Source organism: Dellaglioa sp. CoH-55-MRSF-6, assembly GCF_056782215.1.
This window is the reverse complement of sequence record NZ_JBXAYJ010000001.1, coordinates 232449-252026: the sequence shown is the minus strand read 5'-3', so window position 1 is coordinate 252026 and position 19578 is coordinate 232449. Positions and strand designations below refer to the sequence as shown.

The window sequence follows — 19578 nt, the reverse complement described above, 5'->3', positions numbered from 1 at the left end:
CCTTATACATATGGCTATTTCTTACTCTATAACTTGAAACTCACGGTCCTTCAATACATATTGCGTATCACACATTTTAGCAACATCTGGTTCATGCGTTACAATGATGACACATTTATCTTGTGATTTAGCTAAATCTTGAAGTAATTCAATAATTTCTTTCGTATTAACTTCATCCAAATTACCGGTCGGTTCATCAGCTACGACTAATCGTGCGTCACAACACATCGTTCTGACAACAGCGACTCGCTGTTGTTGCCCACCAGAAAGATGTTGAACGTTCTTCTTAGCCATATCCTCATCAATACCAACTTTTTTCAACATATCAAAGGCATATTGTTTATCACCAGCATGTGTTGCTCCGGTAATGTCCATCGCAGTCATTAAGTTTTCCAACGCTGACATATAAGTAAATAAATTATAGGATTGGAAGATAATCGAGACATCTTTATTTCGATAATGAGTTAATCCGATTTTATTGATTGCCTCACCTTCATATATAATTTCTCCAGATTTTGGTTTATCTAAACCAGCAATTAGTGAGAGAAATGTTGTTTTTCCTGAGCCACTACTACCGACAATTGCATATGATTTACTTCTTTCAAAAGTTAAATTAACCTTTTCAAATAAGGGGTTATCCTTATTTTCATACCAATACGCGACATCTTTAATTTCAATCATTTAATCACTCCTTTCTATTATTTATGAAATCAGAATTTTCTTGGGTTCAAGTCGTAAAATACCTAACGATGCTAACATAATCGAGATAAAGATAATTGCCAGACCCATACCACCTAATTCTGCCAAATCTTTGATACTTACAGTTGTGCTTAGATTCTTTAATTTCTCAGATTTAGTTGTCGCTGACTGCCCTGGTATACCACTTGGATCTGTTCCACCAAATTGTCCACCTTTAGTACCACTTGGCGCACCGCCTCCACCTTGCATATCATTTGAAGTTGTAGCTGTTGTAGATGTCGTTGTTTGTTGGCTTATCAATTGATCACCTACTGCATTACCAACGAATTTCCCACCAATTCCGGCAACAACTAATGACACGAGTAGAACCATAAACATTTCAACAAAGAATTGTGCAATAACTTTCCAACGTTTTTCACCTAATGATAGGAGGACACCAATTTCATAGCGACGTTCTCTAATCATTAAAATAACAATTAAGGCAAGAATGATAGTTCCTGCAACTGCGACTAATAGAACAATTTTTTGGGCAAAACTCTTAACATTATTCAATGGTGTCAGCATTGATTGATAAGTACTATCGTTTGTTGACATTGAAAATTTAGATGTGTTAATTAATTTCTTAGCTGCTTTTGTGAAAGTTTCTGACTTGGCTGGATCACTTAATGTATACACAACTGAATCGGCCGTATCTTTATACTTACTACCTTTTAAAGTATTCGCAAATGTGTAAGCTGTATAAATAGTATTTGATGGATCAGTAGCTCCTGGCCCACCCATACTTGTAGAACTAGTTGAACTAGCTTTATAAATACCGACAACTTCAACTTTATACTTCGTACCACCAGTTGATTTCATTGTAATTGTATTGCCCACAGAAATATGGTTAGTAGAAGCAAGTTCTGATTCAATCACAACGTTTTTAGTATTTAAATCACTCGAATTTAAACCACGACCTTTTGTAATTTTGGCACCACTAGTATTTAGTGCACTAGCCGTTGAACTTACACCGGAAATAGAAATATCACCCGTTGTTGCAGAAGTTGCCATTTTCTTGCCGCCCATCCCACCACTTTGACTTGAGGTCGATGTTGTTTTAATGGCATCAAATGAAGAAGCATTAGCTGTAGTTGAAGTGGTGATACTGTAACTCTTCACATTGCTTAATGCACCAACTTTTTTAGCTGTTGCGACTGTTACCCCAGCTAAGTTTAATGATGGTTTAGTGGTTTTTGAGCTTGAAGTTTTCATCTCGCTAAAAGCTTTATCTCGATTAGCTGATAATGTCACCGTTGCACCCGCACTCTTCTTCGCATCATTTGCCGCAGTTGTTGCTGCATTTTGAATAATTAATCCTGCTAAAACGAATAACATAATAGCTGACATAACTAATACAAGTAAAAAAGATCGTCCTTTTTTTGCTTTAAGATTTAATAAAGCACGTTTAAAAAAATTCATATTTATTACCTCCATATTCTCTTAAATTATTTGATAAGAATAAGCATAGCTAATAATTATGAATTATTTTTGAATATTATCAGAACATTTTCGTTTGTTATACAAAAAAAAGTTTTATTATGAATAATAATTCATAATAAAACCGTTTTCTTTATTTAATCTATTAGACTTTTCCAATCTCTCGACCAGATTAATCCTAAACATTTTTCACCTGTGTGAACACCGACAAGTGGTCCAATATAACCCGATTCAAATTTCATTTTAGGAAAACTAGTTCTCAAGTCTTGTCCCCATTCAGCTTGAAGTTCCGGATTATTCGCATCAATTAAATTAATTTGAACTGGATAATCAAGTGAACGTGTTGCTTCTGAGAATTGAGCTTTAATTTCAGAATAGGCATTTTTCATTTTGCGTTCTTTACCAATAGCAACGATTTTACCTTCTTTATCAAAAGTTAAAATCGGTTTAATTTTCAATATGTTTCCAACAAAACCTGAATGATTTGATAAACGACCGGTCCTCATTAAATGATTTAAATCATCAACAACAAAAAGAACCCGTGTTGTTTCTCTTAATTCGGCTAACTTTTCAAGTATTTCCATAACGTTTTTATCTTTATTAGCTAATGTGGCAGCCAATTGAACCATGTTACCCATCCCCGCGCAATCAATTTTCGAATCAAAAACATGCACATTGATGGCCGAAACAGATGATGCGAAAGCTTCAAGATTACCAACTAATCCACTAATACCTGATGATAAATGGATACAAATAACATCTGTATAGCCTTCAGCAGCAAGTGCCTTAAATTTTTCTTCCATTTCACCCATCGATACCTGGGAAGTTGTTGGTAAAACATCTTCTGTTTTTAATAATTGATAAAATTGAGTTGCCGTTAAATCGGCATTTTCATGATAGACATGATTTCCAAATAATACTGGGTTATTTACTACTTTAATATCTAATTGTTCAACAATCTCATCTGTAAGATAAGCTGAACTATCCGTTAATACAGCAATTTTCATTATTTCACATCCCTATTTTTACTATCCTATCACACATTATGCTCGAATACTTTAATTTAACTAACCATTTGGCGACCAATAACTAATCCTAACAGTGTCATCAAGCCACCAACAATATAACTAGCTAATAAATAAATCATGAATAACGATATTTTTTGGCTTTTAATTAATTTAACCAATTCAAAGTTATACGTTGAAAAGGTTGTAAAACCACCCATTGTTCCAGTACCAAGTAAGACTAACATCGGACTAGATAAATTAATTCCTGTTAAAAGACCTAAAATAAAACTACCTATCAGATTAATTAATAACGTTCCAACTGGAAATTGATCAGTTAGATATCGATTACTTAAATTTGTTATCCCATATCTTAACATAGCACCGATTGCAGCGCCAATCCCAACTAATAGTGTCATCATGAACGTTCACTCTCCATTCGCCAATCTCCAATCCGATTGCCTAATGAATAACCAAGTAATGTCATGGAAAGTCCACCTATAATCGTTACTAACACATAGATGAGTGCATAGCCCCATTGTTGCGTCTCTATTAACTTTACAGCTTCCAAACTATATGTTGAAAACGTTGTAAAAGCACCTATAAAACCTGTTTTTATCCCCAAAGTTAACCAATCTGGGACTTTTTCGGTTGTTTCAATATACTGAACTAAGAACGCCAAAATAAAGCACCCTACGACATTAATCATTAATGTCCCCAGTGGGAATCCATTTGGTTGAATAATCGTTAAACCAAGTAAGTACCGACTTATTCCACCAAAAAAAGCAAACAATGCAACAATTATATAATTCATTTTATGACCTTCTTATCAATTTTACATTTACTACTTCATTTTACCGAATTATCTAGTTAATACCAAATTAAAATGGACCACTAGAAATTATCTAGTGATCCATTTAGGCTAATCTTGGCTTAGTTTAAATTGACTCCATGGTTTCAAAAAATCGAGTAAGAATAATTCATCATCTATAATATGCCCAACAATATTTACACGACCATCATTTTTCATTTCTTTTAAAGCAATTTGTGTTTCACCTTTATATTGTCCATAACCTTCATTATCAATTAAGACGTCACCACGCTTAATTAATTTTGTATTATGTGCAGGAAATTCTTTATCTTTATACACAACCCGTGTCATTGTCGAACGTAAAAGATACGCTGAACGATCTCCGCGGTAACTATGAATATTATCAAATAATACTACTTTTTCAACCTCAGTAATATCATCTGCCGTTTCAATTTTAATCGTCGGATAATTGGCGTTGAATGCTTCTGATGCTGCTTTTAATTCATTTTCTGAAGCGTACGCGTTTGCGATAATCACATCATCAATTAAATCTGTCATCACCATATGTTTAACTTGTGTGGCAATATCTAAATGTCGATGATCCTCTAATGTACATAGTCCATCAGCAGTTGGCCAAGGTCCAAAAGTAGCTGACTTAGCATTAACAAAAGCTGCCGTATTTAAATTGTATTTTTTAAATTTCTCACTGCAAGCTACAAAAAAGTTATACTCTAATCCTGTGTATTCATGTGGATAAAAATTATGTGAACCTAATAAGTTCTCTCTTTTTGGTGAATAACTCATAATGTTATCCACATAGTTAGTCCCAGAACTCATATTTATTTCTATTTTTAAGTCATATGGATTGCGTGTCATTGCTGCTTCTTCTGCACCTGTAAATCCTAAATCTAATCGAACACCATATGCACCCATATCGTCAAAGAATTTTAAATCTTGATAACTAATATTTAGTTGTTCAAATAAATCAGGATTGATATCAACCATTACTTCCATACCAAGTTTATTTGCGTAAGCAACTGTCTTTTTAAATTCTGATAATACCTTATCTTTACCATCTGTCACTTGGAGTAAACTCGTAAAGACTCTTTTATACCCGTATTTACATGCCAAATCTAAATATGCTGTATCATCATTATAATTTGATCGTTCTGGATAAATTGAAATACCTAATTTTCCCATTATTATTCCTCCTAAATATTATTAAGGTCTATACCAATATTATAAAGGACATATAATGTAATTGAAAGCGCATTCCAAAAAAACTTTTGATTATTTTTAAATTTTTTCTTAATGTTAAGGTTATTTTAAGGTTCATGTTGTATATTGAACTTATCCCAAAACAACATAAATAACTAACCTTTATACTTTTTCATTTCTCCTCCAAAGTAATGAGAGAGAGAGCTAATTTATTAGCTCTACAACTTACTCCCTAGAGACTGCCTTCCCAGCAGTCTCTTTTTTGTTTCTAAATATTAAGAATCGTGCTAATATTTTAATCACGAAGGAGGTCTTAAGGATGCAAACCATTTATACGCTAATAACATTGATTTTTCTTAGTGTTATACCACTTCTTGTAGCTGCTTTTTTACTAACAGCTGTGAACAGTAATACAAAAAAACAATTATCATTAAATCAACAATTATACTTGGGTTCATTGGGTATTATTATCCATGAAGCAAGTCATGCTATAATGGCTTTTTTATTTGGATTTCACGCCATTGAAGTTAAATTAATTAAACGTCCACATCCCGAAATTGGTGATAACTCACTTGGATTCGTTCGTTATAGCTCACCTAAAAATATGCGTGGTAAAATTGGACAAGCAATGGCCGGTATTGCGCCCATCATTGGCTGTTCAATCGTAATTATTGGCCTTTTTATTCTACTGCTACCTCACTCTTTTAATCTACTATCAACAATGCTAGTTAACCAAGCATTTAATACTCAATCGTTATTTAACCTATTCACCTCGTTATTTCAATCTTGGTCATTAAGACTTATCCTGTGGTTGTTAATCACAACATCTATTACAATTGGTGGTTTTGATTTAAGCTCAGCAGATAGAAAAGGATTTGGTCTTGGATTCAGTTTATTAGCACTTTTAATCATTATCTTTTATTATTTCTTAACTCTATTTAATCACCAGACTTTAATGATGACTCTACTATCAAAATTTGCCTTATCTATTGGTCTAATTACTATTTTGATGCTGTTTTTATTACTTATTACAAATTGGCTGGTTAAAATCATCAAAAATAAATAAGACTATCTCATATTGAAATGGTCTTATTTATTAGTTGTATCGACTTATTTATTTCCACCACAATTTAACTAATGCTTGTGTACCGTCATTACCTAATCCATCTTCATCAACTAATTTTTCATATAGTACTTTAGCTTCTTTTGTTGCGGGTAGATTAATATTCATTTTTTCTGCTTCGTCTAATGCAATACGCAAATCTTTAAGAAAATGTTTTGCAAAGAATCCTGGTGTATAGTCATCACTTAAAACTCGGGGCGCATAATTGTCTAAACTCCAATTTGCTGCACTTCCCCCGCCAACTGTTTTAATGACACTTTCCAAGTCTAAGTTTGCTGCCTTAGCGTAAACTAACAGCTCAGTCATTCCGGTCATTGTTCCAGCAATCATAATTTGATTAGCCATTTTTACATGTTGGCCTGATCCATAACCACCAAACAAGGCAATTGTTGTTCCCATCTTTTCAAAAATAGGTTTCACTTGTTCATATACATCACTGTGTCCACCAACCATAATTGTTAGCTTCGCATTCTTTGCACCAATATCACCACCAGAAACAGGTGCATCTAACGCAAACAACTCATGAGTTTCCGCGTAATCACCAATTTTTTTCGCTAGTGTTGGTGTACTTGTTGTCATATCAACTACAATTGCGCCTTTTTTAGCACCAGCAAAAATACCATTTTCTTCAAAATATATTGCTTCTACATCTGCAGGAAAACCAACCATCGAGAAGATAATATCACTTTTAGCCGCAACCAATTGTGGCGAATCAGCCCATATTGCCCCTTGGCTAACTAAGTCATCTGTCTTTGATTTGGTTCGATTAAACACGGTTACTTCATAGTTCGCTTTCAATAAATAACTAACAATTGCTGAGCCCATAACGCCCGTTCCAATAAACCCAATTTTTTTCATAATAATCTCCTTTTATAATTTTCTTTAGTATGCACCTTTAAGGTTACGACTGCCATTAATAATAGTTAAGCCTAAAATAAAATCCCACTACAAAATTTGTAGTGGGATTTTATTTATACTGCTTTATTTTGAGCAACTTTTTCACTTAAATACTTTGAAAATTTACTCTTATCATGATAACCAACAACTTTTTCAATTGCTTTGCCATCTTTAAATAATAGAAAACTCGGAATACTCATGACATCATATTCCAATGCTGTTTCTTTATTTTCATCAATATTCAACTTTACAAATTGCATATCATCTTTGAATTCTTGTTCTAATTCATCAATAACAGGTTCCATCATACGACATGGACCACACCAAGGAGCCCATAAATCAACAATTGTTAATCCGGAATCTGTATGTTCCGCGAGCGTTTTATCTGTTACTTTTGTGACCATTTTATCGCCTTCGTTTCGTTATTTTTTATTCTGAATATTATACATATGAATTAAAGTCGTTAATATAATAGCCCCAAAAACAATTCCAGCAAAAAGTACTGCTGAAACTTCGATACCAATTTGAGGGATAGAAAGGAATAACTTCACCGCAATTAATGCGATTAGCAAGTAAGCCATTGATTCTAACTCCGGAACAACCTTCATCAACTTCATAATCAATGTCGCAATCCCACGCATGGCTAAAATTCCAAACATCCCACCGATTAAAACAATGACTGGATTTGTCGAAATTGCTAACGATGCTAAGACAGAATCAATTGAAAAAACAATATCCATCATCTCAATTGAAATAACAACTGACCAAAACAATGAGAATGGACCTTTTCGTCCATTACTTTTTTTCTCTGATTTAGGTTTTGGCGTTTTAATTTTTGAAAAGAAATAATGGGCTGATAGGTAAATAAGATACCCAGCGCCAATTACTTTAATTTCCCAGAAATCAATTAAAAATGTTCCAATTCCAATAATGATGAACCGGAAAATATATGCACCCCATAATCCGTAAAATAATGCTTTTTCTTGTTCTTTTTTACTTGGTAATTTTTGTGTTTGTGCAGCTAATACAATTGCGTTATCCACTGATAATAAGCATTCGATTACTGCTAATGATAGGATAATTATCCAATCACTACTTGATTCGACAACTGTTTTCCAATTGTTTAGATCAAAAAATGGTCCATATAAGTTTGCTAACATTTAATTCTCATACTTTCTTTCAATAATTTTTATAAATAACTGTAAATGATTATTATACAGCAATTACCAGATTATGCCATAACATATGAACAACAGTAACTGCCAGCTACATTTCTCGAATAGCAATCAATAATGACAGTTATGACACTTTATCTCGATTCATTAAAACAACATGTTGGTCTTGCTCATTTAACCGATCAACATGTTTTTCGCCCCAAACACACAATTTATTTAATATAGTACTCAAAGACTCACCATATTCAGTCAATTGATAATCTACTTTTGGTGGTACCTGTTCATAGATATGTCTAGAGATAATCCCATCGGCTTCCAATTCACGTAATTGTTGCGTTAACATTTTTTGGGTTATTTTCGGAATTGCACGTTTCAGCTCACTAGTTCTTCTTTTTCCACCACGTAAATGGCATAAAATAATTGTTTTCCATTTTCCGCCAATGACTTCTAAAGTCGCTTCAACACCAATATTATATGTTTTATCTTCCATTCTTCCTCCTATAGGCACTAAAAAGTTCCTATAGCACTTTTTAGTACGTTATTGTCTTATTGTTGCGTACACGTATAATCATAAATTGTAGCATTATTCCAACAAAAATCAAGGAGGCTTTACAAACTTATGGAAAAACCAAAAATATCACCATCCCTAACACTCTTAGCATTGGCTATTAGTGCTTTCGCAATCGGATCAACAGAATTTATTAGCGTTGGGCTCATCCCCTTATTAGTCAAAGATTTTGGTATTTCATTAAGTCAGGCAGGACTTAGCGTTTCATTATATGCATTCGGTGTCACAATAGGTGCACCCGTTCTAACTATTTTAACTGGCCAATTTGATCGAAAAAAATTACTCTTAAGTATCATGGCGTTATTTATCGTTGGTAATTTAGTTGCAGCATTTGCACCAACTTTTTCAATTTTATTAATTGGTCGAATTATTTCTGCATTGTCTCACGGTATATTCATGACAATCGCTTCCGTTATTGCGGCTGATGTTGTTGAACCTTCAAAACGTGCTAGTGCTATTTCAGTCATGTTTACTGGTTTAACCGTTGCAACTGTAACCGGTGTTCCTTTAGGTACATTTATTGGTCAACATACTAGTTGGCATGGATCATTTATTTTTATTAGTATCATTGGACTAATTGGTTTAATCGCCAACTTTTTCCTCGTACCAAATGGTTTACCAATTCCTGGAAAATCTGATGCGCATGGTTTTATCCGTGTCCTTAAGAACAAATATCTATTGATTACGTTATCATTAACCGCCTTAGGTTACGGTGGGACATTCGTTGTTTATACGTATATTACGCCACTCTTAGAAACTTCAATGGGTTACAGTGAAAGTGCTGTTGTTATCATTTTAATCGTCTACGGATTGATGGTTGCCCTTGGAAATACGATTGGCGGCCGTTTAGCAAACCATAATCCGCTCCAAGCATTATTAAAAATGTTTATCGGACTTGCAGTCGTCTTATTTATCCTTTTCTTTACTGCTAAAATGTCAATTCTAGGTTTATTAACCGTTATGGCCTTAGGACTATTCGCCTTTATGAATGTTCCAGGATTACAACTATACGTTGTTCAATTAGCTGAAAAATATACCCCTAAAGATATTACTTTAGCATCGTCGCTAAATATTTCTGCTTTCAATATTGGCATTACGTTAGGCTCTTTAATTGGTGGACAAGTTGTTTCTAATCTCGGATTAGGTATGACGCCACTTTTTGGGACAGTCATGGTTTTAATCGCCATCTTCATGACAATGTACTTAATTACACTCAATAAGAATGAGAAATAACAAAAAAACGGGTCACAACGAATATAAAATTCATTGTGACCCGTTTTTATTAGGCTCTCTTTGCACGTAACCCGATTCCCGTCCAACCACTAATGATTGAAAAGACAGGCGATAGTAAGCTAAAGAACGCAAATGGTAAGTAGTCTAGCGTTGGAACTCCCAACGTGCTTGCTGCAAACGCACCAGCTACACCCCAAGGGATTAAGTAATTAATCACTGTTCCGCCATCTTCAAGTGCACGACTTAAGGCTAAATTATCTAATTTTGATTTATCAAAAGCGGGTTTAAACGCTTTTCCAGGTAAAATAACTGATAAGTATTGTTCTCCAACAAATAAATTAACTCCAATTCCAGCAAAAATAGTTGCCGTAATTAATTTACCAGATGAATTTAAACGTTTAACTAAAGGTTCCATAACGACTTCAATAATATTGAAGTTCATTAGTAAGCCGCCTAACGTTAAAGTTAAAATTATTAATGACACGGTTCCCATCATACTTGAAACGCCACCTCGTGTTAACAGCATATCCACATTTGCATCTCCAGTTTTAGAAACAAATCCTGACTGAATCAACGCCGCAACATCTTGTAAACTCGTAAATGGTTTTTGAATAAATAACATAACTAACGATACACCAATATTGATAAATAACGTTGGAATAGCTGGAATTTTTAACCAGGCACAGACAAACATTAAGATAATTGGTAATGCCGCCCAAGCTGTGATTGAAAAGTGACTAGATAAAATTGAAATCGTATGATTGATTTTATCCATATTTGCTGCCATACTACCACTTCCCAAAATGAAATATAAAATTAAAGATCCTACAAAAGCAGGAATTGTTGTCCACATCATATTTTTAATATGTTTAAATAAATCAGATTCTCCAATGGCAGCTGCTAAGTTCGTTGAATCTGATAAGGGAGACATTTTATCCCCAAAGATAGCACCTGAAATAATTGCTCCTGCCACTAGTGCAGGATTAACCCCCATCGTCATCCCCATACCGAATAGTGCGATACCCACAGTTGAAATTAAAGTGAAGGCACTCCCAATTGATAATCCGATAATAGCACAGACAATAAAAACGGAAGGCACAAAGAATTGAACACTAATCAGATTAAATCCCCAAATCATTAAGGTTGGAATAATTCCTGCCGCAATCCAAGTCGCAATCAATGAGCCAATCAAAATAAAAATAAAGATGGGAATTAACCCTGTACTCATTCCATCCTTGATACCCGCGTGAATCTCATCCCATGAAAAATGACGAATTCTAGCCCATAAAATTAACAACCCAATCACTAACATAACTGGTGTTTGAGGTGATAACCCAAACTTAATTACACCAAATCCCATAATAATCAACATTACTACTAAAACACTTGCTGCTTCTGTAAACGATAATTTATTTTTCATTAGTAAACACTCCTATTTTTTAGTCGATTCTAGTATTTATCATGAAAAGTTTGATATCGAAACTGACCCCAATTTATATTTTTCATTTTTAACACTCCTTTTCTGGACAAAAAAAGTCCCTGATACAATATTAAATATTGTATCAGGGACGACTCTAGCCGTGGTACCACCCAGTTTAATTGAGAACCCAAATTCTCACTCACTAGATGATAACGGTTCTAGATATTTATCCGATGTTTAAAATAACGTTAACGTATTTGGTTAATTTATCCTGATTGGTTCGCATCAACCACCAACTTTCTGACTCCCAGATAAATGACTACTTATGTGTTAACTTTTATTTATTAAGTTGAATGAATCTTAACATGCCTAAATATCCTTGTCAATAATGTACATCTTATAGTATTTCCTTTAGAACACGATCAACTGAGAAATAAAAGGCTTCTTCCCCAGCCACATCTTTAAAGCCAGATCGTTCAAACATTCTCATTACATTTGGTTGAACTGAAGAAAAAATCACTTCATGATTTTTAGTCTGAGCATCACTATAGAAATCCTGAATAACAGCCATTGCTGTATTATCAATTGATGGTACGCCTCGCAATGAAAAGATAACTAAATCTCGTTCATGAAGTGGCTGTAGTGCCTTATCTAATCGATCCGCAGACATGAAAAATAGTGGTCCAGTGATGTAGACAACTGCCCAATCATCTTTTAATCTATCTTGTGTTGTTTCGACTTTGCTTAAATCAACATCTTCAACAACAACATCTAAAATAGAACTCTTAGCCACAAAAATAACGATCCCGACTAAAACACCGGCCATAATCGCCGTACTCAAATCAAAAATAACGGTACTTATTAATGTTAAGAAAAATAGAATTAAAGCACTTTTAAATTTATTTTTAAAGAGATACTTGATAGCTGACCATTCGTTCATCCGCCATGAAGTCACAACTAACACGCCAGCTAATGCCGATAAAGGAATCTGTGACATGATTGGTGCCAATAAAAGCATTGAAACTAATAACGCAAGTGCATGGAAAACGCCTGTCAATCGCGTCTGTGCACCTGATTTAATTGCTACACTCGTTCTAGCAATCGCAGCCGTTGCTGGAATACCACCAAAAAATGGTAAAATCATATTTCCAATACCTTGAGCGATTAATTCTTGATTACTATCTAAGGTTTTACCTGTCATGCGACCAGCAGATGCCCCGCATAATAAACTTTCAATCATTCCCAGTAAAGCAATACTTGCGCCAGGAATAATTAGATTTTTAACTGTTTGAAGATTTAATGCACCTAAATGTAATCTATCATCACTGATAACACTTGTTGGAATCTCGCCAACTGTTGCGACATCTAATTTAAATATCATTGTAATTGCCGTAGTAACAATAATTGCAATCAACGATGCAGGAATAACTTTATTCCATTTTTTTGGAAAAATAAAAAGTGCAATAACAACTAAAATTGCCATCAAAGTCGTTGCCAACTTAGGTTGAAAACCTAAGCTAGGATAACTACCAATTTTTTCAATTAAACTACTTCCGTTTGAATGCGTACCAAAAAAATTATCTAATTGCCCGAAAGCAATAATAATTGAAATTCCTGATGTAAATCCTGTAATAACAGGGGCAGGAATAAAAGTCGTTAAAACGCCTAATTTAAATATACCGGCTAACAATAAAATCACTCCGGCAATCAATGTAGCAATAAAAACCCCTTTTAATCCATATTGTGCAATAACACCCATTAATACTGCGGCCATCGCTCCAGTTGGTCCTGATATTTGATAATATGCCCCAGATAAGGTACTTATCAAAATCCCAGCAACAATGGCTGTGATTAACCCAGCAGCAGCTGTTGCCCCACTTGAGACACCAAATGCCAAGGCTAACGGAATAGCAACTGCAGCTACCGTTAAACCTGCCATAAAATCTTTAGCTAATTTTGTTGCATTATAACCTTTAAACTCGTTTTTTAATATTGAAATATAATTTGATATCATCATCATGCTCCTATTTATGTTATACATAAAAGCATAACATAAACCTTATATATAAATAAACAAGTAAACGTTTTCCAAATAAAAATGGTTAAATCTTTATAAGATTCAACCATTTTGTATAACTTTTTTCTATTAACGAACAACCATAACTGAAACGGGAGAATACTTAGCCACGTATGATGCTTGGCTACCTAAGTACTTACCAATCCCTTTAGTTATAGCTGATCCAACAACGACTAAATCAGGTTTAACGTCAGGAATAACATCTTTGACAATCGTTTCACCAGGTTCACCCTCAGCAAGAACAATGTGTACTTCCTTAACACCAGCATCTAATGCGCTTTGTTTATACTCTTGAAGTTGTTTTTCAACCTTCAAACGTTTTTCAGCTAATGTATCTTTTGTTAATACCTGAAAAACATTCAAATCATCCGACTCCAGAACAGTTACAATATGCAGCAGAGAATCATCATCTAAAGCATGACTAACCGCTTCTAAGAATGCTAATTGGGCATCTGCCGAATTATCGACGCCGACAAGAATGTTCTTATGCTTTGGTAACTCAAAACTTTTTTTCATATGAATTTCCTCCTTATTTTATAAAACTTCTTGGAAAAATTGAATGACTAAATTGAAGACTAATTGAACATTTAAAATAGTTAACCCGATTGCGGCTGCCCAACCAATAATTGATACCCAAAGTGGATTAACGAATCGTTCACCCATATATTTTTTAGAAGATGTAAACCAGATTAATGGAATCATCGTAAATGGTAAGGCTACTGATAAGAACACTTGTGAATAAACAAGTAAATTATCTAATACGCCTTCTGTCCCACCCCAAATGATTGCGGCAATCATAACGGGGATAACTGCTATGATACGTGTAACCAATCGACGGGCCCATAATGGCATTTTTAAATGTATGAAACCTTCCATTATAATTTGACCAGTCAAGGTTCCGGTAATCGTTGCATTTTGCCCAGAAGCCAGTAAAGCTACGGCAAATAAAGTTGAAAGTACAGGTGATGCAATCCCTTTGGCAATTGTATTATCACTTAATGCACGGTATAAATCACCGAATGCTTGTAATTGATCTGCATGTCCAAAGAATAAAGCAGCCCCCAAAAGTAAAAGTAAACTGTTAACAATTGTTGCGCCAAATAATTGGATATTTGAATCCCAAGTTGTAAAGCGCACAACTTTTGCAACTTCTTCTTCATCAGTTGAATCGTACTGACGTGTTTGTGCAATTGAAGAGTGAAGGTACAAGTTATGAGGCATTACTGTTGCACCAATAATACCTAAAGCTAATGTTAATTGATCATGGTTCATAACGATTGATGCTCTTGGTAAAATACCACCCATGATACCTGCTAAACTTGGTTTTGATAAGGCAACTAAGTAAAGGAAAATAATTAAAATTGATGCAATCAATGTTGCAACAATCGCTTCAATTGTTCTAAATCCTAATTTTGTTAATAATAATAGTAAGAAAACATCTAATATAGTTATCATAACGCCGACTGTTAATGGAATTCCAAAAAGTAATTGTAAAGCAATCGCTCCACCAATTACTTCGGCTATATCTGTTGCCATAATTGCTAATTCTGTCATGATCCATAATAAAAATCCAACCGGTTTATTAGTATGATCACGAATTGCTTGTGCTAAATCCATTCTTGTTACGACACCTAACTTAGCAGCCATATATTGCATTAACATAGCGATAAGTCCGGAGAAAATAACGACTGATAATAGTAAGTAACGGTATTGTGCACCACCGACAATTGATGTAATCCAGTTACCTGGATCCATGTAACCAACAGCGACTAATGCACCTGGTCCACTAAAAGCCCATAAAGTTCGTAAAAATCCGGCACTTTTTGGAACTTCTACTGATCCATTTACTTCTTCCAAACTAGCACTATTTGTTGTGGTAGTCATTTTTGGTTCTTGTACTTCTTTCGACATTTTTTACCACTCCTTTAAATTCTTTTCTTCTCAATTCCTTATTATACTCAAACTTTATACATTGTAAACAAAAAGTTTAGGCTAACCTTAAATCATTTTACCAGTTATTAAATATTGCTATATTTCCAAAAAAAGACTGCTGATATCTATTTGATATCAACAGTCTTTAGCTATTTAATAAAAATTTCTTTTGTTATCATAATACCTACTTCACAAAAATATAATGAGCGGCTTTATAACTAATATTTCTAACCTCACCAGTATTTTCTAATTTGATTTCAACTGGACCTTCAAAAGGCGCATGAGAAACAACTGTTAATTTATCACCAATGTGTAATTCTAAATCATCTAAATAAGTTAACAAATCATGATTATCAATGAATCGTTCAATCACAACTTTAGTGTTATCTTCTACTGCTTCTAAAACGAGATGGCTATCTTCCTCATAGTTACCTTCTTTGTCAGGTATCACACCGCCATGAGGACAGTGTGTTGGATGACCCAAGAATTCACTCAAATGATCAAGCAAGTACTCACTTGTCACATGTTCAAGTAACTCTGATTCACCGTCAACATCTTGTAGTTTATAATTTAATTTATAAACTAAGAAGCATTCCCATAAACGATGCTTACGAACTAAATCTTCTGCCAATAATATCCCAGGTTTCGTTAACGAAATCCCTGCGTATGGCGTATGTTCTACTAACTCTTCTTTAACTAGTTTATTGACCATTTCTGTAACTGATCCGGCCGCAATGTTCAGACTAAGCGCAATCTGTTTATTCGATATTTTCTTTTGCGTACCGCCTAATTCAAAAATAATTTTTAAATAATCTTCCTTCATAGGTGTCATATTCGATCTTTCATTTTTTGTCATTAGTTAATCAATTCACTTCCATTTTCTTAATAATAGATTTATTATATCAGAATAACGATTGAATTGTAACTTATTTTTTAGGAATACCTAACCTTTCATTTTAAAATACCTAAATGTAAGCTAAAAATCATAATTCACTGCATTAAAATAGGATTCAAGCATTTGTTTTAAGAAATGTCTTGAATCCTATCTTTTTGTAGAAGGAAAGCCGAAACCCGTGTTACCGAGAGTCGATTTTACTTGATTATTAATATATTTCGCCTCTATATCTTTATACTTATTTAGTTCTGTGAAGTCGCTTTTATATGTTTTGAATCATATATTATCGAACGACGCCCTTTGAGCGATTTGTTATCCATTCGATTTCAAACGTTTCTCCAAGACCAAATACCTCTAAATCCAATTATTCGTTCTACTACAACTTAAATCATCAAAATTCGATATCTTGATTTGCTTTTTAATGCTCAAGACCGGCACCGTTTTAATACGCCTTACTTGACATCTCTCAACGTCATTAACTTGCCGTACATTGGAAACTTAAACCATCATCTTAATTGATGTGTCCTGATTTGCTTTTAAGCGCTCAAGACTAGCACCGTTTTAAAACCTTGTTCGACGTCTCACGACGTTCACACTACCAAAATTCTAAATTCATCGGAGTAAACATCATCTAACTTGATGTGTCTTGATTTGCTTTTTAATGCTCAAGACCGGCACCGTTTTAATACGCCTTGCTTGACATCTCTCAACGTCATTAACTTGTGTTACATTTTTCAACTATCTTCAGTACTAAACATTGTCCAACTAACTTCGTTTTTAAAAACCATTAAGTGAGTTTAAAAAAGTGACTTCAGTTTTATTTTGTTCAGGGATTTCGATAGCCTTCCTTGCTACAAATTAAGTATAACACAAATGTAAACGGTTGCAACCTTTTTATGATTTTATTTTATAATTCTTTTTATTAAACATCTCTGAGTTCAAAACGTGTCCCTTTTTCATCTATTACCGCAAATAAACGCTGCTTTTTGGAGTCATCAAAATAGCCCATATCAAAAACTGTTTTATTTCCTTGTTTACCAACATCTGAAACACGATCAATCAAAAAGTGTTTAAATTGTCTAAAAATATCCATTTTTCCGTTAACGTGTTCAATCGCCGCAACCAATGTGTATCCTTCATCTAACTCTTCTTTTATAAGACTGACTTTTATGACCATATCTAAACGATATTCTCGCGACTTTGCCTTCTCATCTGAAATACTTTCAATATAGCCTTTTTGTTCCCAATATCTTAACTGTCGTGTTGAAACACCTGTCATTTTACTGATTTCACTAATACCGACAATTAACTTATCTTGCTTCATAAGATTGGCTAATGGATTATTATTCACTGTAAGTACCTTCTATCTCTAGTTTTCTAAATACTTTTGAAATTTTTTATCGATTTCTGGCAGACTTTTCTGTAATGATTTTGACTGGTTTTGTGTCCCCTCAGCCATTAACTTCAAGTAAGTAAATAAAATTTGACTAGCGTCTTTATGATATTTACTACCAAGTTCACTCGCAAATGTATATCGTTCATCCGTTAGTAATTTTGAAAATAAAGTTTCTTTTGCCATCTAGGCTCCTTCGATTGTTTTTATCATTGTGTGATGTGGAATTCCTGCGTCCATAAAGCCTTCACCTTCAACCTCATATCCTAGTTTCAAATAAAAATTTTGGGCTTGATCTTGTGCACCTAAGGTTAAGTATTTAATTCCGTAGACTGTTGAAAATCCTTCAATAAACGTTAGGATATCTGTTGCTAAATGTTGTCCACGAGCCGCTTTCAATGTTGCAACTCGCTGGACATGCCACGTTTCAGAGTCTTCGCTAAGTACACGTGCTGTCACAACAGGTTCTTCATCTTTATAACCCACAAAATGAATAGCTTCTGATTCGTTTTCAATTTCCAATTCCATTGGCACATTCTGTTCTCCAACAAAAACCGTTTTTCTAATTGATAATGCATCCTTATATATTTGACTACTTATATCTCTAGTTGATTTCACTATGAACATTTGCTCATCCTCAGCTTTCTTAGTTATCTTCGCATATAGCTTACCATAACTTGCTTTAAATTTGAACGTCAAGACCCGGTAGCTTATAATGAAAGCAAATAACTTACTATGCAAAGGAAACCACTAATGAAAAAATACGGTATATTAATAACCATCTTATTGATTTTAGGATTAGGTATTGGCTTTTTACTATTGCATAACAGTATACCTAAATCGGTAGAAACAGAGAAAAGTATTTCACAAACACCAACCTTATACATTCATGGATACGGCGGTACAGCTAACTCAACTAACGACATGATTGCCTCAGCAGAAAAATCTGGTAAGGCAAAAAAAGTTCTAACAGCAACCGTCTCTTCAACTGGTGATGTCACTTATACGGGTAGATGGAAATATACTGAAAAAAATCCAATTGTTCAAGTTATATTTGCGCGTAGTGATGCTCAAATTCCTGAAGAGGGCAGATGGATTGGTAAGATAACTGATTATTTAAAAGCATCATACGATATTAAAAAAATCAATCTTGTTACACATTCAATGGGTGGCTCATCTGCAATGTACTGGGCTGAATCTGTCAGAAAAAAATCTTCTCCTATCCTAAATAAATTTGTTCCAATTGCTGGTCCAATTAATGGGGTCCTCGGAATGGACGAAAAAGCCAATAAAAATTACTTCTTGAAAAATGACGAACCTGCTATTAAAACAGCAAACTACCAAAGTTACTATAGCAAACGAAAAAATTTCCCATCAACCGCAAAAGTCTTTGTTATTTATGGCGATGTGAATGATGGCTCAAATTCTGATACATCTGTCAGCATTGCTTCTGCCCGTTCAATGAACTATCTATTAAAAGGCCAAGTAAAATCGTATGACGAGCTTAAAATTACTGGTGAAGATGCACAACATAGTAAACTTCATAGAAATTTACAGGTTGATAAAGCTGTTATCCAATTCCTTTGGGGTAAATAGAACTATACGAAATATTAATTTTGTGCTATGATTAAGTTATGCGATGAGTCGAGTAAAATCA

Annotated in this window: 21 protein-coding genes; 3 read left to right on the top strand and 18 right to left on the bottom strand. The window is 34.1% G+C overall.

Annotated features, from left to right (window positions below):
* Nucleotides 1–21: 21 nt before the first annotated feature.
* The 6 genes from AC1RPK_RS01175 to AC1RPK_RS01150 all read right to left on the bottom strand — a co-directional run bounded on the left by AC1RPK_RS01175 (nt 22) and on the right by AC1RPK_RS01150 (nt 5190).
* A complete protein-coding gene (locus AC1RPK_RS01175; RefSeq protein ID WP_481760952.1) occupies nt 22–681 on the bottom strand; it encodes an ABC transporter ATP-binding protein in 660 nt (219 codons plus the stop codon).
* 21 nt (nt 682–702) lie between these two features.
* Nucleotides 703–2157, bottom strand: a complete 1455-nt coding sequence (locus AC1RPK_RS01170; RefSeq protein WP_481760953.1) for an ABC transporter permease — start codon at nt 2155–2157, stop codon at nt 703–705.
* Nucleotides 2158–2312: 155 nt separating this feature from the next.
* Nucleotides 2313–3182 (bottom strand): DegV family protein, encoded by an 870-nt coding sequence (locus tag AC1RPK_RS01165; RefSeq protein ID WP_481760954.1) that lies wholly within the window; start codon nt 3180–3182, stop codon nt 2313–2315.
* 56 nt (nt 3183–3238) lie between these two features.
* A complete protein-coding gene (crcB, locus tag AC1RPK_RS01160; protein ID WP_481760955.1) occupies nt 3239–3601 on the bottom strand; it encodes a fluoride efflux transporter CrcB in 363 nt (120 codons plus the stop codon).
* Nucleotides 3598–3993, bottom strand: coding sequence for a fluoride efflux transporter CrcB (gene crcB, locus AC1RPK_RS01155; protein ID WP_481760956.1), 396 nt, complete (start codon nt 3991–3993; stop codon nt 3598–3600). The genes crcB (AC1RPK_RS01160) and crcB (AC1RPK_RS01155) overlap by 4 nt, the downstream gene beginning before the upstream one ends.
* Nucleotides 3994–4101: 108 nt before the next feature.
* Nucleotides 4102–5190, bottom strand: coding sequence for a DUF871 domain-containing protein (locus tag AC1RPK_RS01150; protein ID WP_481760957.1), 1089 nt, complete (start codon nt 5188–5190; stop codon nt 4102–4104).
* 337 nt (nt 5191–5527) lie between these two features.
* Here AC1RPK_RS01150 and AC1RPK_RS01145 point away from each other — a divergent pair, with 337 nt between their 5' ends.
* Nucleotides 5528–6274: a hypothetical protein gene (locus AC1RPK_RS01145; protein WP_481760958.1), complete on the top strand. Its 747-nt coding sequence runs from the start codon at nt 5528–5530 to the stop codon at nt 6272–6274.
* 48 nt (nt 6275–6322) lie between these two features.
* Here AC1RPK_RS01145 and AC1RPK_RS01140 read toward each other — a convergent pair whose 3' ends face one another.
* From AC1RPK_RS01140 to AC1RPK_RS01125, 4 genes are all read right to left on the bottom strand, one after another.
* Complete coding sequence (locus tag AC1RPK_RS01140) at nt 6323–7189, bottom strand: NAD(P)-dependent oxidoreductase (protein WP_481760959.1); 867 nt, start codon at nt 7187–7189, stop codon at nt 6323–6325.
* A 113-nt stretch (nt 7190–7302) separates the two neighbouring features.
* Nucleotides 7303–7632, bottom strand: coding sequence for a thioredoxin (trxA, locus tag AC1RPK_RS01135; RefSeq protein WP_481760960.1), 330 nt, complete (start codon nt 7630–7632; stop codon nt 7303–7305).
* Between the two features lie 18 nt (nt 7633–7650).
* A complete protein-coding gene (locus AC1RPK_RS01130; RefSeq protein WP_481760961.1) occupies nt 7651–8388 on the bottom strand; it encodes a TerC family protein in 738 nt (245 codons plus the stop codon).
* Nucleotides 8389–8527: 139 nt separating this feature from the next.
* Nucleotides 8528–8893, bottom strand: coding sequence for a winged helix-turn-helix transcriptional regulator (locus AC1RPK_RS01125; protein WP_409021715.1), 366 nt, complete (start codon nt 8891–8893; stop codon nt 8528–8530).
* A gap of 129 nt (nt 8894–9022) precedes the next feature.
* On the opposite strand from AC1RPK_RS01125, the gene AC1RPK_RS01120 reads away from it, so the two are divergent.
* Complete coding sequence (locus AC1RPK_RS01120; RefSeq protein WP_481760962.1) at nt 9023–10204, top strand: MFS transporter; 1182 nt, start codon at nt 9023–9025, stop codon at nt 10202–10204.
* Nucleotides 10205–10253: 49 nt separating this feature from the next.
* Here AC1RPK_RS01120 and nhaC read toward each other — a convergent pair whose 3' ends face one another.
* The 8 genes from nhaC to AC1RPK_RS01080 all read right to left on the bottom strand — a co-directional run bounded on the left by nhaC (nt 10254) and on the right by AC1RPK_RS01080 (nt 18548).
* On the bottom strand, nt 10254–11624 hold the full coding sequence (nhaC, locus tag AC1RPK_RS01115; protein WP_481760963.1) for a Na+/H+ antiporter NhaC: 1371 nt from the start codon (nt 11622–11624) through the stop codon (nt 10254–10256).
* A 397-nt stretch (nt 11625–12021) separates the two neighbouring features.
* Nucleotides 12022–13638: a SulP family inorganic anion transporter gene (locus AC1RPK_RS01110; protein ID WP_481761141.1), complete on the bottom strand. Its 1617-nt coding sequence runs from the start codon at nt 13636–13638 to the stop codon at nt 12022–12024.
* 132 nt (nt 13639–13770) lie between these two features.
* Nucleotides 13771–14217, bottom strand: a complete 447-nt coding sequence (locus AC1RPK_RS01105) for a universal stress protein (protein WP_481760964.1) — start codon at nt 14215–14217, stop codon at nt 13771–13773.
* 18 nt (nt 14218–14235) lie between these two features.
* On the bottom strand, nt 14236–15612 hold the full coding sequence (locus AC1RPK_RS01100; protein WP_481760965.1) for an Nramp family divalent metal transporter: 1377 nt from the start codon (nt 15610–15612) through the stop codon (nt 14236–14238).
* Nucleotides 15613–15817: 205 nt separating this feature from the next.
* Nucleotides 15818–16465 carry a metal-dependent transcriptional regulator gene (locus AC1RPK_RS01095; RefSeq protein WP_481761142.1) on the bottom strand — a complete coding sequence of 216 codons (648 nt, stop codon included), beginning with the start codon at nt 16463–16465 and terminating at the stop codon, nt 15818–15820.
* Between the two features lie 985 nt (nt 16466–17450).
* The gene (locus tag AC1RPK_RS01090; protein WP_409021721.1) at nt 17451–17879 is read right to left on the bottom strand and encodes a MerR family transcriptional regulator; all 429 of its coding nucleotides are present in this window, start codon (nt 17877–17879) and stop codon (nt 17451–17453) included.
* An 18-nt stretch (nt 17880–17897) separates the two neighbouring features.
* A complete protein-coding gene (locus AC1RPK_RS01085) occupies nt 17898–18107 on the bottom strand; it encodes a hypothetical protein (RefSeq protein ID WP_481760966.1) in 210 nt (69 codons plus the stop codon).
* Nucleotides 18108–18548: a GNAT family N-acetyltransferase gene (locus AC1RPK_RS01080; RefSeq protein ID WP_481760967.1), complete on the bottom strand. Its 441-nt coding sequence runs from the start codon at nt 18546–18548 to the stop codon at nt 18108–18110.
* A 126-nt stretch (nt 18549–18674) separates the two neighbouring features.
* Here AC1RPK_RS01080 and AC1RPK_RS01075 point away from each other — a divergent pair, with 126 nt between their 5' ends.
* Nucleotides 18675–19517 carry an alpha/beta hydrolase gene (locus AC1RPK_RS01075; RefSeq protein WP_481760968.1) on the top strand — a complete coding sequence of 281 codons (843 nt, stop codon included), beginning with the start codon at nt 18675–18677 and terminating at the stop codon, nt 19515–19517.
* Nucleotides 19518–19578: the final 61 nt, after the last annotated feature.

Excerpts from the sequence above, each read along its gene's own strand:
- AC1RPK_RS01145 (WP_481760958.1), top strand. The coding sequence starts at position 5,528 with ATGCAAACCATTTATACGCTAATAACATTGATTTTTCTTAGTGTTATA.
- AC1RPK_RS01105 (WP_481760964.1), bottom strand. The coding sequence starts at position 14,217 with ATGAAAAAAAGTTTTGAGTTACCAAAGCATAAGAACATTCTTGTCGGC.
- AC1RPK_RS01125 (WP_409021715.1), bottom strand. The coding sequence starts at position 8,893 with ATGGAAGATAAAACATATAATATTGGTGTTGAAGCGACTTTAGAAGTC.
- nhaC (WP_481760963.1), bottom strand. The coding sequence starts at position 11,624 with ATGAAAAATAAATTATCGTTTACAGAAGCAGCAAGTGTTTTAGTAGTA.
- AC1RPK_RS01170 (WP_481760953.1), bottom strand. The coding sequence starts at position 2,157 with ATGAATTTTTTTAAACGTGCTTTATTAAATCTTAAAGCAAAAAAAGGA.
- AC1RPK_RS01150 (WP_481760957.1), bottom strand. The coding sequence starts at position 5,190 with ATGGGAAAATTAGGTATTTCAATTTATCCAGAACGATCAAATTATAAT.
- AC1RPK_RS01120 (WP_481760962.1), top strand. The coding sequence starts at position 9,023 with ATGGAAAAACCAAAAATATCACCATCCCTAACACTCTTAGCATTGGCT.
- AC1RPK_RS01080 (WP_481760967.1), bottom strand. The coding sequence starts at position 18,548 with ATGTTCATAGTGAAATCAACTAGAGATATAAGTAGTCAAATATATAAG.
- AC1RPK_RS01075 (WP_481760968.1), top strand. The coding sequence starts at position 18,675 with ATGAAAAAATACGGTATATTAATAACCATCTTATTGATTTTAGGATTA.
- AC1RPK_RS01140 (WP_481760959.1), bottom strand. The coding sequence starts at position 7,189 with ATGAAAAAAATTGGGTTTATTGGAACGGGCGTTATGGGCTCAGCAATT.
- AC1RPK_RS01095 (WP_481761142.1), bottom strand. The coding sequence starts at position 16,465 with ATGACACCTATGAAGGAAGATTATTTAAAAATTATTTTTGAATTAGGC.
- AC1RPK_RS01175 (WP_481760952.1), bottom strand. The coding sequence starts at position 681 with ATGATTGAAATTAAAGATGTCGCGTATTGGTATGAAAATAAGGATAAC.
- AC1RPK_RS01110 (WP_481761141.1), bottom strand. The coding sequence starts at position 13,638 with ATGATATCAAATTATATTTCAATATTAAAAAACGAGTTTAAAGGTTAT.
- AC1RPK_RS01130 (WP_481760961.1), bottom strand. The coding sequence starts at position 8,388 with ATGTTAGCAAACTTATATGGACCATTTTTTGATCTAAACAATTGGAAA.
- AC1RPK_RS01085 (WP_481760966.1), bottom strand. The coding sequence starts at position 18,107 with ATGGCAAAAGAAACTTTATTTTCAAAATTACTAACGGATGAACGATAT.
- crcB (WP_481760956.1), bottom strand. The coding sequence starts at position 3,993 with ATGAATTATATAATTGTTGCATTGTTTGCTTTTTTTGGTGGAATAAGT.
- AC1RPK_RS01100 (WP_481760965.1), bottom strand. The coding sequence starts at position 15,612 with ATGTCGAAAGAAGTACAAGAACCAAAAATGACTACCACAACAAATAGT.
- AC1RPK_RS01165 (WP_481760954.1), bottom strand. The coding sequence starts at position 3,182 with ATGAAAATTGCTGTATTAACGGATAGTTCAGCTTATCTTACAGATGAG.
- crcB (WP_481760955.1), bottom strand. The coding sequence starts at position 3,601 with ATGATGACACTATTAGTTGGGATTGGCGCTGCAATCGGTGCTATGTTA.
- trxA (WP_481760960.1), bottom strand. The coding sequence starts at position 7,632 with ATGGTCACAAAAGTAACAGATAAAACGCTCGCGGAACATACAGATTCC.